The organism is Bremerella sp. P1 (genome assembly GCF_028748185.1).
In the GTDB taxonomy this organism is placed as follows: Bacteria; Planctomycetota; Planctomycetia; order Pirellulales; family Pirellulaceae; genus Bremerella.
Genome location: NZ_CP118164.1, coordinates 6029465 through 6043911, shown reverse-complemented (window position 1 = coordinate 6043911; position 14447 = coordinate 6029465). Strand labels below are relative to the sequence as shown.

Annotated in this window: 11 protein-coding genes; 5 read left to right on the top strand and 6 right to left on the bottom strand. The window is 52.6% G+C overall.

Going from position 1 to position 14447, the window contains the following annotated elements; translation table 11 throughout:
* Positions 1–21: 21 nt before the first annotated feature.
* Positions 22–942, bottom strand: a complete 921-nt coding sequence (locus PSR63_RS24600; RefSeq protein WP_274328494.1) for an alpha/beta hydrolase — start codon at positions 940–942, stop codon at positions 22–24.
* Between the two features lie 94 nt (positions 943–1036).
* Positions 1037–2557 carry a sulfatase-like hydrolase/transferase gene (locus tag PSR63_RS24595; RefSeq protein ID WP_274328492.1) on the bottom strand — a complete coding sequence of 507 codons (1521 nt, stop codon included), beginning with the start codon at positions 2555–2557 and terminating at the stop codon, positions 1037–1039.
* 235 nt (positions 2558–2792) lie between these two features.
* Between PSR63_RS24595 and PSR63_RS24590 the strand changes: the two genes are divergently transcribed.
* The 3 genes from PSR63_RS24590 to PSR63_RS24580 all read left to right on the top strand — a co-directional run bounded on the left by PSR63_RS24590 (position 2793) and on the right by PSR63_RS24580 (position 7278).
* Positions 2793–4205: a sulfatase gene (locus tag PSR63_RS24590; RefSeq protein ID WP_274328490.1), complete on the top strand. Its 1413-nt coding sequence runs from the start codon at positions 2793–2795 to the stop codon at positions 4203–4205.
* Positions 4206–4303: 98 nt separating this feature from the next.
* A complete protein-coding gene (locus tag PSR63_RS24585; RefSeq protein WP_274328488.1) occupies positions 4304–4690 on the top strand; it encodes a BlaI/MecI/CopY family transcriptional regulator in 387 nt (128 codons plus the stop codon).
* Positions 4687–7278 (top strand): M56 family metallopeptidase, encoded by a 2592-nt coding sequence (locus PSR63_RS24580; RefSeq protein WP_274328486.1) that lies wholly within the window; start codon positions 4687–4689, stop codon positions 7276–7278. Before PSR63_RS24585 ends, PSR63_RS24580 begins: the two co-directional genes overlap by 4 nt.
* Before the next feature lie 545 nt (positions 7279–7823).
* Here the strand turns inward: PSR63_RS24580 and PSR63_RS24575 are convergent.
* Positions 7824–8042: a hypothetical protein gene (locus PSR63_RS24575; RefSeq protein WP_274328485.1), complete on the bottom strand. Its 219-nt coding sequence runs from the start codon at positions 8040–8042 to the stop codon at positions 7824–7826.
* Between the two features lie 30 nt (positions 8043–8072).
* On the opposite strand from PSR63_RS24575, the gene PSR63_RS24570 reads away from it, so the two are divergent.
* On the top strand, positions 8073–9716 hold the full coding sequence (locus PSR63_RS24570; protein ID WP_274328484.1) for a DUF1549 and DUF1553 domain-containing protein: 1644 nt from the start codon (positions 8073–8075) through the stop codon (positions 9714–9716).
* A 22-nt stretch (positions 9717–9738) separates the two neighbouring features.
* Positions 9739–11007, top strand: a complete 1269-nt coding sequence (locus PSR63_RS24565; protein WP_274328483.1) for a DUF1501 domain-containing protein — start codon at positions 9739–9741, stop codon at positions 11005–11007.
* Between the two features lie 111 nt (positions 11008–11118).
* On the opposite strand, the gene PSR63_RS24560 is transcribed toward PSR63_RS24565, so the two are convergent.
* The 3 genes from PSR63_RS24560 to PSR63_RS24550 form a co-directional block, all read right to left on the bottom strand.
* Positions 11119–11943: a sulfite exporter TauE/SafE family protein gene (locus tag PSR63_RS24560; RefSeq protein ID WP_274328481.1), complete on the bottom strand. Its 825-nt coding sequence runs from the start codon at positions 11941–11943 to the stop codon at positions 11119–11121.
* Between the two features lie 25 nt (positions 11944–11968).
* The gene (locus PSR63_RS24555) at positions 11969–13255 is read right to left on the bottom strand and encodes an MFS transporter (protein WP_274328480.1); all 1287 of its coding nucleotides are present in this window, start codon (positions 13253–13255) and stop codon (positions 11969–11971) included.
* Positions 13256–13336: 81 nt separating this feature from the next.
* The gene (locus PSR63_RS24550; RefSeq protein WP_274328478.1) at positions 13337–14380 is read right to left on the bottom strand and encodes a Gfo/Idh/MocA family protein; all 1044 of its coding nucleotides are present in this window, start codon (positions 14378–14380) and stop codon (positions 13337–13339) included.
* Positions 14381–14447: the final 67 nt, after the last annotated feature.

Genomic DNA, 14447 nt, shown 5'->3' with positions numbered 1-14447 from the left:
CCACAAGGCATACTCAGCTACTTAATTCGGCGGCAAGGCACCGGAACGACGGAAATTCTCGGCATGAAACTGGACGATCTCCAGGCCACGCTTTTCGTAGACCTTTTGAGCACTATGCGGCGCGCCTTCGACAATGATTCGCTCGAAAGGAATCTCTAGTGATTCGAGGAATTTCATGTACTCTAGGTTATTGTCGTAGTTGAATCCTTGGGTACCGACATGCAGCATAATGCGTATTGGCGGCTCTTTGCTCTGGGCATACTTACGTGCTAGATCCCAGGTATTGTCACCAGGAGCAAACACCAGGTTCTCACTCTCTCGCCCATTTTCTTCTGAAATCCGCTTCTCAGTCGAATATCCGGAACCGCCGGGCGCTGCTGAGTAGAACAGATCGGGATGCTTAAACATAATCCGAGTGGTCCCGCGACCTCCCTGAGAGAAACCCTCGATTCCACGCCCATTGCGATTCGCAACGGTGCGATAGGTCTTGTCGATAAATGGGATCAGTTCTTGCACGAAGACATCCTCTCCCATCGCGTTCTCACGATCGGCGAGGTTGTAATGACTTACTGGACCGCCATTGACGAACACATAGATCACGTCCGGTATCTCGGAATCGGTCATGTAGCGATGGAAATAGTTCGCCAGCCCGATACTCTTGGCTTCACTTCCAGGTCGGCCACCATGCAAGTAATAAACCACCGGATAGCGACGATCGGTATCGGTTGCATATGACGGTGGCAAGTAGATACAGTAACCCACGTCTTTCTTCATGGACGGGCTCTTGAAAACGCCATGCTGAACACCAGTTGGCATCATGCGTGGTGGATTGACCCACTTGAACAGCGGGGGCGTTTTCTTCTTAGCGTTCTGCGCCGACACGTCCGAACTTGGCAGAGCGAGCAGACACATCACGATAATGAGCACAATGATTCGACGCATCACTTTCGTATTCCTATACAGAGAGGCTAATGTTATCCGTTTGTTCACCGTAATTTGACGCAGGCAGCCATTGCAAGCTGTTGCGGAAAATAGCCTATTTGGATTCGTTAGCTTCGTATCCGCCAACTAACTTATCTGGGTCAGCCGGATCTAATGTCCACAGTGGCGGCGGAATAAAGCCGGCCCGTCCGATTGCATACGAAGGAACAGCGTTCTTCGGCTGCAGGGACCGGTGGTCGATCAATTGTTTTGCCAGTTGAGTGACCTTTCTGGGCTTCTCTTTCACCAAGTTGTTCGTTTCATTCAAATCCTGCTCGAGATGATACAGACGAACCTGATGCGAGCCGTCTTTTAATTGCTTCACGTCAGTTAGCTGAGGACCGTTAACTACGAGCTTCCATCCCTTGTCGACGATTGCCAGATGCTCGGACGACACTCCAGACTGCCCGTGGTACGAAAACCAAGAACGCTCGGCAACGGATGCTGCCGGCTCGGCAAACACGGACGTTAAGTCGATTCCATCGATGGTTTGCTCCGACAGCTTACTACACTCCCCGCCCGCAATCGCGACCAATGTTGGCAAGAGGTCGATATAGCCGCAAACGACATCCGTCGAGTTTCTAGCAGGTATCTTTGCAGGCCAACGAACACACGCAGGCACCCGAATCCCTCCCTCAAACACCGTCAGCTTTGCCCCCTTCAGTGGTTTGTTGATGTCTTGCAAGTTACCGACGCCGCCATTGTCACTGAAAAACCAGACGATGGTGTTGTCCGATTCTCCGGAGTTCTCGACCGCCTGCAAAATCCGCCCAATACCTTCATCCATTCGCCCAATCATTGCCTTGTAAATCTCGCGATGCTTACCATCGCGGTCAGTCGCTTCCGGTAAATCACCGTATTGTTCAATGGCCTCTTCTGGAGCTTGATAGGGAGAATGAGGTGCATTGAAAGGTACGTAACAGAAGTATGGAGCATCTGATTCTGCGGACTGCCTTATCCACTTCGCCGCAGCATCGGCGATTAGGTCGGTTGCGTATCCCTGTTCATCGAGGGAATCAAAGCCAACGTGCCAGTCATGAACGCCATCCCTTGAGAGGTCGAAATAGTCGATAGCCCCGTTGTAATGCCCATGGAAATGGGTGAACCCTTGAGCCAAAGGGTGCCATTTCGCCCGACGGTGTCCCAAGTGCCACTTTCCGAAGATTCCCCGATTCTTGTAACCCAGAGTCGACAACATCTCTGGTAACGTCACTTCGGATGTTGGCAGGCCGAAGTCTCGGTAGGGTGGAATCACTGCCCGGGCGCAACCGAAGCGAATTGGATAGCGTCCCGTCATCATCCCGGCACGCGTTGGAGAGCACATCGGTGCGACGTAAAACCGGTTCAAGGTTATTCCACTGGCGACCAGGGAATCGATGTGCGGCGTCTGAAATTCCTCGTTGTGATATCCCACGGAGTTCCAGCCCAGATCATCCGCAAGAATCACTACGATGTTGGGCAATGGATCAGAAGTAGCACCTGGTTTCGAAGTATCCGTGGACGACTCATCTGCAAGAACATTACAGGAAAGCGAAACGACCAGAATTCCAAACGCAGTACAAGCACGCATCAACATGAGGGAGTATCTCGCGGAAAGAGTTCGAATAGCGTGTCCATATTGTAGATACCTCGCAAAAGTCTGCCACGCGATTGCCTCTTTGTCGGCCGCCGAATCCAAGTGATTTACGGGACAAACCGTACGTTTCGAGGATGAAACCTTTTATAATTCAGTTCCCGTGCCCTGCACTTTTCAATTTCCCTCTAGCCCCTCCCGCCATAGCATTACAGCTTTTTGGCCCCGGAACTCCGCCATGAACTCGCTACTCCAGTCGTTCCTATGTTTGCTAATCATCATCTGGGCTACTGATGTCGCTCACGCGGCAGACAAACGACCGAACGTCTTGATGATCTGCATTGACGACTTGAATGACTGGACTGGCTTTTTGGGTGGTCATCCAGACGTCCAGACACCTCACATGGATAGCTTGGCCAGTCGGGGGCGAGTATTCGCCAACGCACATTGTGCAGTACCCGTTTGTTCAGCGTCACGCATAAGTGTCATGTCAGGCCTGTCGGCCACCACGCACGGCAGCTACGAATTGGGGCCTTCGTACGAACAGTTGCCCAAGTTGAATGGGGTTCCCACGCTGCACCAATATTTCCACGACAACGGCTACTACACGATGACCGGCGGTAAGGTTCTGCATCATGGATTTCGGGGCAAACTAGCGTCGTCGATTGACCGAACGCTGCAAGACCGCGCTGGCGGGCCAAAACCTAAGGAACCGCTGAACTTGCCTAAGGGGTGGAGCCGAGCTTGGGATTGGGGCGCGTTTCCTCAAAAAGATGAGGACATGTTCGACGCTCAATTGGCCAATAGGGCTGCCGCGACGCTGAAGGAGAATTTCGAGAAACCGTTCTTTATGTCCGTCGGCTTCTTTCGTCCACACGTACCGCTCCACGTTCCTCCGAAGTGGTTTGCCCTGTACAACCAGCAATCGATCGTGCTACCGAACAATCCCCTGGCTGATCTAGACGATGTCCCGGAGAACTTTCTCTCCATTAATAAGTTCGCCGCGGCACCGACACATGCAGAAGTCGTGGAGACAGATTCGCAGCGAAGTTTGACCCAGGCGTACTTGGCATCGATCAGCTTTGTGGATCATTGCGTGGGCATTGTGCTGGATGGTCTTGCGGCAAGTCCCCATGCGGATAATACGATTGTCGTGCTTTGGAGCGATCACGGGTTTCATCTCGGCGAGAAACAGCATTGGGCCAAGCGTACACTGTGGGAAGAATCGACGAGAGTGCCACTTTTGTTTGTCGGACCTGGCATTGAACCGGGCCAGGCCTGTGATGAGGCGGTGAACCTGCTCGACATCTTTCCAACGCTTGTTGACTTGTGCGAGTTGCCAAGCAATCGACGCCTGGACGGCGTTTCACTATCGCCACAGCTTGCCGATCCGAAGTCGCCACGCCAGCGGCCAGCGATTACATCGTCGTATTTCGGAAATCACTCGATCCGCAACCACGACTGGCGTCTTATCGTCTACCGCGACGGAAAAGAGGAGCTGTATGACCATCGTTCCGATCCGGATGAGTTCGATAATCTCGCCGACGATCCGGTTTACAAAGGGGTACGCGACGAACTGGCACGTTGGCTGCCTCAGAATGCTACGCCAGAGGTTAAAAAGGACTCAGAACAAGCGCGAAGACCGAAGTAATTCTGACTACTCGGTTTTCCTTAAAAAAAGATTGACACCACCTACTACAATCTGTAGTTTTACATTTGTAATACTTAGGCACTGCAGAGGAGTCGATCGTGAAGTTGGGTGGCCGACAACTGGCAATCATGAACGTTCTTTGGGAGCGGGGCGAAGCGACCGTTGCCGATGTCCAAGCTGCTTTGGATGTGGAACGTGCCCTCGCGTATTCGACGGTGGCCACTGTGCTTTCCCGCATGGAGAAGAAGGGCCTTGTGACTCATCGAGTCGAAGATAGGGTCTATTTCTACCAGCCTGCAGTGACCAGAGATGGTGCTGGTCAATCCATGATCGGCGACGTGATCTCACGGATCTTTGGTGGTAGCCCTGCCGAACTGGTCAATCACTTGCTCGAAAGTGAAAGCATCGATTCATCGGAACTTCAGAGAATCAAGGAACTGGTTCGGAAACATGAAGCGGAGCAAAAGAAGGGAGATCGTAAATGATCGAACCTACTTTGCTGGCATTCTTGTTGACGTATCTGATTCACTCCTCCGTATTCGTGCTAGGCACCTGGGGAGTATTAAACGCGGGATCGAAACATTTCCGTCCAGAAATTCGAATCTTTGCCTGGAAAACGGCCCTTGTACTTCCTATCGCCACGGCACTCATCGCTTCGACGACCACGCTTCCCCACTTCGGACCTCAATGGTCTGTACATGACACCGCATCAAGCACAACGGCCCAGACTCTTGAACGGTACGTAGAACCGAGTATCCAGCGCTCGAACGATAATACTTCTGAGAGCCTTGAAGACACTTCCTTAACGCCTGGCGAGCTCTCCTCGGCCGTCGGTATTGTCTCTCAGGCAAAGGAAAGTGGGCAACCCGAAAAAACAGCAACGTTTGCCCCTTGGTTGCGATGGCAAGCCGTCGCTTGGCTTGTATGGGCAACTCTTATCCTATGCTTCTTAGGAAGACTGATTAGTCAGGCGGTGCGCCTTGGACGCTTACGGCGAAACGCCCGGAAAGTTTCCGACGGCTACCTGAAAGACTCGCTCGCTAAGATCCAGTCCGCGATGGGTATCCGTCGCACCGTCGATATCTATCTTTCGCCTGAGATTGATAGCCCGCTTACAGGCGGCGTCTGGAGGTCTTTCATTCTGATTCCTGAAAGCTGGCAACGAGAACTTACCACATGTAATGGGACTTCACACGAAAACCATTGTGGAGATACGGACGCGGTACTAGCTCACGAACTTGCTCACATCGCGAAGGGAGATGCGATTTGGACACTGATTGCTCACCTCGTTGTTGGGCTCATTCCCTGGCAGCCTTTCAATCGTTTTGTCTGTAGGCAAATCCGAAAGGAAATGGAGTATGTTGCCGATCTCTTCGCAGCACGAACCATGGGAGAAGGGATTTCCCTTGCCAAGTGCTTGGTTAACATCGGCGAACGACGCGTGAATGCGACTTGCAAGCCACAAGCTCCCATCTTAGTGACTGGCATGGCCAGCTATTGTTCTGAATTAGGACAGCGCGTCGAGGCATTGCTTGCGCACCACTATGACACTCCTTCCCGCAGCAACTGGAATCAGTTTCTCATCTGTCTAACCGTAGGGATGGTCAGCTTGCTAATGATCATGCCCAAAGCGGTCTCACACTCCTCACTCTTGGATAACAGGACCATGTCCATGCGCAATCATGTTCTCACCCTGGCTGTACTTGTCGGTCTCACGTCTCCAATAGCCGCGGAAGAGCCCCAAGTGCCCCAAACTGAACGCGAAACGGTCGCTCTGAAGACATCACCCGATGAGTTGCCCGCTGGCATCCGGAAGTTCAGTGGCATGGTTGTAGGACAACTGGCCACGAAGGACATCGAACGTGGAACATTCGTCGTTCAAGTCGATGCCATACCTCGAGTCTGGAGAAATAACGGTTCCGAGAATCCGAAGGCAATTGTTGGCAAAACGATCGAAGTTAGCGGCGTGACAGGCAAATTCCTGGACGTGCTTGTCATCATGCGTCCCGGTGATACCGTAGAATTCGAGTGCAAGCATGACGGCGATCGGCTTGTCTTTCCCGGAGAACTCCTCCGCAAGGTCGCTCCCTACAAGCCGGAAGACTACCCAGTTCTTCCTGACGATTTTCGCGGGTTTCGCGGTCAGGTGGTCGCCGATGTCCTTCAAAAAGACCCTGAAACATTTGAACTGATCATTAAGGTAGCTAAGGTCACGAATACCTGGAAAGAAAACGATGCGAAGAATCCTGAGAGCATCGAAGGCAAGACCTTGATGCTCGCTGGCTTTTGGAATCGCCGCGAGGCTTACCACAACCTGAAGGTTGGAGATCGTATCAACGTAGGGATGCAACACATCGGCCGACAAAGCGACCACCTGACGGTCGCCGAAGCTGTTCGCAAAGTCTCTGTGTCGGACATATCCGAAGGTCAGATGGAACGGCCGGAGATGAAGATGGAGCGCCCAGGCGATCAAAGAGGTTTCCGAGGCCTTCTGGTAGGAAGATTGACTGCTAAGGATAGCGAACGCGGGACTTTTTCCATCGTCGTTGATGCTGTACCTCGCGTCTGGCGCAATAACCAGGCCCGCAATCCCAAGGCCCTGATTGGCAAGACGGTAGACGCAGGTGGTGTCCACAGCAATATGCTCGACGCGTTAGTTGTAGCACGGATTGGTGACACGATCGAATTTGGCGCACTGGACAATGGCGAGGGAGAGATCCGCGTGGGTGAAGTCCTCCGAAAGGTGGCCCCCGTCAAGCCGGGCGATTATCCCGAGCTTCCGCAAGAGTTCCGCGGCTTTAAGGGCATCTTGAATGGAAAGATTGTCAAGAAAGACGAACATCTTCTCGATCTGACAATTGAAGTCTCCGGCGTGGTTCGAACCTTTGAGCAAAACCGTGCTCGAAATGCCGAGTCGATCGTGGGCAAGCAGGTGATGCTCTCAGGCTTTTGGAAACGAAAAGAAGCCTTCCATAACCTCAAACAAGGTGACGAGATACAGTTCGGTGCCGAACATCCTGTCGTGCTAAGTGATAGTCTCAGCGTAATCGAGGGCATCAAGAAGCTCGACTAGGTACTCGTAGGCAAGACTTATCGAACTCGTGAGTCCGATCCATGAAATGTTTCCTCGTCACCTTTGCTGGAATACTCATTTTACTGGCAGGCGTCTCCGAATCAGTCCAATCGGAGACGCTACCAGCTGCTAACGACCTACCGGGCTTCAAGGACCCATCTCAGGAGCCAGATTTCCAGCGGCATGTGATTCCACTTCTCGGTAGGCTTGGATGCAACGGAAGATCCTGTCACGGATCTTTTCAGGGTCAGGGTGGCTTTCGGCTGTCACTCTTTGGATTCGACTTTCGGATGGACCTGGCAGGGTTAACAGCCCAAGATCGAATTGATCGAAACGCTTCCTCCAAAAGTCCTATTCTGCAGAAGCCGACGCTCCAGGTGGATCACGAAGGGGGAAAAAGATTTGAGGTGGGATCCTGGGAACATGATCTCCTCCAACGCTGGATCAATTCCGGCGCGAAGGGAATCAGCACTCCAAGCGAATTGTCACGCCTCGAAGTTACCCCAGACGAAGTTGTATTTTCGACCGAGCAACCTTCGATCGCACTAGATGTAATTGCCGTCTGGGCGAATGGTGATCGTGAAAATGTGACCGAGCTTTGCCGCTTCCGGACAAATGACGATTCCGTCGCAACCGTAGATTCCGGTGGAACGATCACCTCCCAGGGAGTTGGTGATACCCACGTCATGGTGTTTTACGACAATGGGATCTCGGCCGTGCCAGTGATGCGGCCGCGAGACGAGTCCCTCCATCTTGCGTCGCATCAAGCGTTCGCGCCTGGGATAGATCGTTTTGTGAACGAAAAGCTCGACAAGCTTGGCATTATTCCTTCTGACGTATGTACCGACGCCGAGTTTCTTCGACGTGTAAGTATTGATCTCACGGGGACACTTCCCACACCCGATGAATCAACCCGTTTTCTGGCAGACAAGCGTCCCGATAAACGGGAACTCAAGATTGACGAACTCCTCACTCGGCCCGCATACGCTGCATGGTGGGCCAACAAGTTATGCGACTTCACGGGATGCAATCCCCAGCAACAAGCCGAACTCGGTCAAGACACTTCGGTTCAGTGGTACATGTGGACGTACCAGCGGTTGCAGGACAACGTTTCTTACGACGAGTTGGTAAGACGCATTGTTCTCGCGAAAGGTCGTCGGCCCGGACAGTCGTACGATGAATATACCGGCGAAATGTCGAGCTACTTTCGTGAACAGGACCCTAACGATTTCACAGATCGCGAGTTCATGCCACATTACTGGACCCGCCGTAGCATGCAAAACCCGGAAGAAGCCGCGCAAGCGTTCGCGCACAACTTCCTGGGCATTCGCCTGCAATGTGCCCAGTGTCATAAACATCCATTCGCCCCGTGGACCCAGGACGATTTCAGACAGTTTTCGCGATTCTTTGAAACCATCGAGTTTGGAGTCCAACCTCAAGACGAATCCCAATACCGCCAGCTTGCCAAGAATGTTGGCTTAAACGTACGCGACAAGAATGGATCTCCGATTCGCGACGAAGTATTGCGTCATGCCCGTAAGGGTCGAGTCATCCCGTGGCGCGAACTATACGTTGAAAGCCGCGGATCTGAAGTTCGCCTAGACCTCTTACGAAGCGGAATGGTTTCCCTACCGCCTGAGCTTGATCCTCGAATGCCAATCATGGATTGGATGCTCGAACCCGAAAATTCCTATTTCGCCAAAGCCTTCGTCAATCGTGTTTGGGCTGGCTATTTTCATGTCGGGATTATTGATCCTCCGGACGATCTCAATCCAGCAAATCCACCCAGCCACCCCAAGCTTCTCGATTGGCTGACCCTCGGTTTTATCGAGAACGGATACGACATGAAATGGTTGCATCGCACGATCGTGTCGAGTCAAGCATATCAGCGAAGCTGGAGACCTAATGAAACGAACACAGAGGATCGACGCAATTTCAGCCGAGCCATTCCGCGCCGTTTGCCTGCTGAGATCGTCTATGACTCGGTGAAACAAGTACTTGCCGCGAGTGACCAACAACACGAAGTGCGAACCGATCTTTCGCGACGCGCTATTGGTCACTTATCCATGCGACTAGCAGGTACGTATGCAATGCAGGTTTTTGGAAAGCCAGAGCGGGCCGTAAATTGCGACTGTGAACGGTCGAATCAATCGACCCTGCTGCAGTCGATCTTTCTGCAGAATGATCCTTTAGTCGACCAACGTCTGGAAGGCAGTGGCTGGCTGGAAGAACTTTCGCGGCAAGAAGAGGCAAAGACAAAGCCTGATCACGCGGCATTGGTACGCGAGGCATGGCTACGATCTGTTTGTCGTCTCCCGAATCACGACGAAGAAACACGTGCACGACAGCATCTTGCCTCTACAGATTCTCTTGCCGATGGAATGCGGGATCTGCTATGGGCGCTCATGAACACTAAAGAATTCATCCTCAATAAATAGCTCACTTTCCAAAGGTTTGAACATGGCTCTATCGAGGCGGAGTTTTTTGAAGGTCGGTGCTTTGGGCACCAGCTTGACTCTGAGTCAGTACCTAGAGCTTCAAGCGGCTACTGGTAACCCCGACTCAGGGCGTTCGGCGATATTGGTTTTCCTAATGGGTGGGCCAGCCCACCAGGATACGTTCGACCTTAAGCCGGATGCTCCCTCGGAATACCGCGGGCAATTTCGTCCGATCAAAACCTCCGTACCAGGCATGGAGATATGCGAACACTTGCCGCGTCTTGCCCAACGAGCGGGTAACTATGCGCTGATTCGCGGTGTCACCCACAGTCTGGCCGATCATGGTTTAGGAACTCGCTATCTCATTACGGGAAACTTGCCAACGCCGGTAGTCAACTATCCAATGTATGGCTCGGTCGTTAGTAAGGAGTTTCCTTCGCACCCCGACATTCCACCGTTTGTGTCGATTGACCGGCCTGTTGAAGGACCAGGCTATTTAGGTGCCGAGTTTGGACCACTATCGACAGGAGAGAAGCCCCAACATGGCCATCCGTTTCGCGTCCGGGGCATCACATTGGATGGTTCGCTTACGCTCGAAAAGTTCAACACACGCACAGCGTTATTAAAGGATATCGATACAGCCTTCGCCGGGTTTGAAGAACTTGACGACTCCGTTAAGGGTTTGAATCGATTCTCGGAACAGGCACATCGTATTATTGCTTCCCAGCGTTCCCGTAACGCCTTTGATCTGTCCCTCGAGCCTGACCGAGAGGTCGATCGCTTTGGGCGTCATGACTACGGTCAGAGCATGATGTTGGCAACTCGATTGGTCGAGGCTGGCGTTCGATTCGTAACGGTGCTGCTTGAAGGCTGGGATACGCACCAAGACAACTTCAACCAGTTGGGCAGAGAACTGCCCCCAAAATTCGATCAAAGCCTATCGGCGATGTTCGATCGATTGGGAGAGAGTGGACGACTCGATTCGACTTCGATTCTTGTCACTGGCGAATTCGGTCGTACACCTAAGGTAAACAATAACGCCGGAAGAGACCATTGGGCCCGGGCGATGTGTAGCCTAATGGCAGGAGGCGGTGTTCGCACGGGTCAAGTCATAGGGGCGACGGACGACAAAGCCCAAGGTCCACTAAACGAAGGATTCAGCCCCGATGATCTGGCAGCTACATTCTTCCAAAGTATTGGCATCGATCCCAAGACGGAATACGAAGCAAACGTCGGCAGGCCAATAACGCTTGTACGAGACGGATCAGCGATCGCAAGTGTGCTCAAGTAGTTCCTAACAACGAATCGATGAACCCTTAGCACCAATCTGCTTCGAGCGCCTGACTTTCACTCTTCGCATCTTGGACGCAACCTAGCCATCAACGCATAGAGAAAATGCGTATCATGAAGACCGGAACTCTACCAAATGCATCGCCGTCTTGGACGAGGTCGCGGTAGCAGCGGGTGCCGCATCATCCTGTGATTTGTCGGGAGGAGAGCGGAAAATCATACCCAGCGACAACAGCAGTAGTGTGCCCATCGTAAGGCCACGGAACACGCGGGCATCGATGTTATGCGACACCTTGAGCCCGCAATAGATTCCGAGAAGAGCAAAAGGAATGGCCAAGACACAATAGCTCAGCACCGAGAGGTCCATCCAACCGGCGGCGGCCAGACCGCTGACTCGGAGAATTGCGGTCAGAAAACTGAATGCCAAAAGAAAGACTTTAATCTGCCTTGGTGACCACGATTGCCTCGATGCAAACGCTGCCACCGGCGGTCCACCCATGCCGACCGCGCCTGTCAGCAGGCCACTGGCAACTCCAGCAATCGAAGTCCACAGCCAAGAGGTTTCCTTTTCCGTTTCGATCTTGATTTCCTTACGCATTGACCAAAGACCTTCAGCCGAGAGCAAGAAGATCAACACTCCGGTGACTTGAATCAACAACGTCTCATTTACGACACTAAAGAAGTAGAGGCCGACTGGCAGCCCTACGATTGCCCCTGCCAGGCAGATTAATAGCGTCTGAATCTTGAGCTCACCTCGGTACATCCACACCGCCGAAATCAATGGAGCCAAAACGCTCACGGCGACGATCACGTTGGCTTCGCGAAAATCAACGAAGTAAGAGAAGAGAGCAAGACAAACGATTGCATAGCCAAAACCGATTGTCCCCTGAACTGTGGCAGCGAGGAAAATAACCAGAGGGATCAGCAGCAATATCACACTCAATTCTTTCCGGGAAGCAAATCTATTCAGGCAATTCCTGGCCTTTAGTTTCCGGCAAGAACAGCATTATCACCACCCCCACTAGGAAGAGTAGAGCTAGTAAACTAACCGCTATTCTCAAATCGATTTCCGACTTTAGCGTGCCGGCCGCCAGCAATACGGGAACGGCGACGACTCTCCCGCCGTTGAAACAAAAGCTCGTACCCGTGGCACGAAGGTGCGTCGGAAACAGTTCTGGAAAGTAAATCGCATAGCCTGCATGAATTCCTAGTGTGAAGAATCCAAACAACGGCAAGAGAAACAAAAGTTGCCAATAGGTCTGTGGCAAAAAGCAGACCGCTGGCACGATAGCCAAAGCCGCAAGTTGAAAGAAGATGAATGTTGGCTTACGACCGAATCTCGCGGACAGAGGTCCAAACGAAAGCAGCCCGATGCCCCCTCCCGTCGCTTGAACAATTCCATAAGCAAACTTGGCCTGTTGTGCCGCCCCTTCTGGAGAAACATCGTTTCGTAGTAATAACTCGCGCATGAGATCTTGCCCGGAAACCGTCACTGCCCAGAACGTCCCCAGCCCAACCGCAGCAAGGCCCATTCCCATGAAAGCGCGAAAACTCCATGGATTGGCCAACAGCAATTGCTTAAAGCTGCCTAGCTTTTCAGGCCCAGCAGAAGACTTCGCTGCATCCTTCGTCTTTTGCCATCGCTCCGGTTCCTGAACCGAAGAACGGACCCACACGATCAAAAGCGCAGGCAGAATACCCACGAGGTAAGCATATTGCCAATTCGCTCCAACGGCCAAACCGGCGAGCGCCGCGAGCCACGTCCCCAGGATGCTTGTCGCATGGAAGATGCCGGACGCCTGGGCCCTCGCCTTCGGTGGAAAGACCTCCGCGACCAAACTAGCGGCAACCGCCCATTCGCCACCCACACCCACGGCAACCAGGAATCGCAAGATGGCAACATGCCAGAGTTCCGTAGCGAAAAACGTCAAACCGGAAAACACAGAGTATGCGAGGATCGTCGCAATCATGATAGGTCGCCGGCCGAAGCGATCTGCCAATGTGCCAGCTAGTAGTCCCCCGACCGTTCCGCCGAACAGGAAGATGGCCAGAAAGAAGTCTCCGTACCACTTCACGTTTGCCCCGGCCTGCGGGACGATGTCGTTCAACATCTGGTTGCGAGTGATGTTGAAGATCTGCCCTTCATAAACATCAAACACCCAACCCGCTGAGGCAATGATCAGGACCAACCATTGGTAACGCGTTACTTCGTGATACCATGGTCGCGCTGGTTGAGAAGGAGAGTCCATGGCTTCATTTCACTTGTTTAGACGAGATGAGGATTAAGGAAGGACATGTATGTGGAAGGAAGAACGAGTTAGGGAAGCTATCTAAAGGATGTCGGTCATGGCAACTGGTTGCCACGATTCAACGGACTTTTGGGCAGCCAAGCACATGGCCACGGACCACATACCATCTTCCGCCGTTGTCGACAACGGCTTGTCACCGCGGATGGCCTCCAGCAGCATAGCGACCTGGTCTTCGAGTTCAAAGATTTCGCCGGTGATCTTATCGATCTGAATATCTCGAACGGTTTCACCGTTGGAGGCCTTGAGAAAGAAACTAGGGTGACGCGTCCGATCCATGGCACCACTCCAACTAGCCCACAAGGACCCTTCTGTCCCGGCGACCTTTGCGGTCTGGTGATGCTCGAACATCGACAGGGACTGCGATACGACCGCGTATTTTCCTCCATCAAAGTTGACAATCGCGCTAAAGTTGTCTTGTAGTTCGGGATGACCTGCCTGGCGAGAATTGGCTGTGGCGTATAACGAAGTCGGCTTGCCGGCAGAACTCAGATACCAACGAGCCAAATCGAAGAAATGGATCGGCTCTTCCAAAATCCAGTTACCCACACGGTCGATATCGTAACGCCAGCCATCGGCTCCCAGGCGATAGGGTTTGCGAGATAACTCCACCAATGCATATTGTGGCTCGCCGATTGCTCCTGCGTCGATCTCTTGCTTAACTCTTGACCATAGTGATGATAGCCGCAGTTCGTGCCCAACTGCCAGTAGAAGATTCTTGTCTTTTGCCAACTGATTCAAAGCCTGGCAGTCGGCGATATTCAGGCACATCGGCTTTTCCAGCAGCAGATGCTTGCCCGATTCCAATACCGCTTTCGCGATCTCAAAGTGCAGATAGCTCGGTATGACCACATGGACCACTTCAATATCGTCCCGGGCCAGCAAGTCGCGATAATCGCGGTACACCGATGCATTGGGATACATTTCGCGACCTTCCGCACAAGTCTTTTCTGACTTCGCGGCGATGGCGGCGACTTCGGCACCTTCAGTATTGTTGATCGCCCCGGCGTGACACTTGCCCCAGGCGCCGAATCCAATCACGCCAAAACGTACGGGTGATGATGTCATGAGTTGTCCTATCTTTCGTATCGACCAGCGTGGTCACAATGCGAGTTTTCAAACTTGAGGATTTACG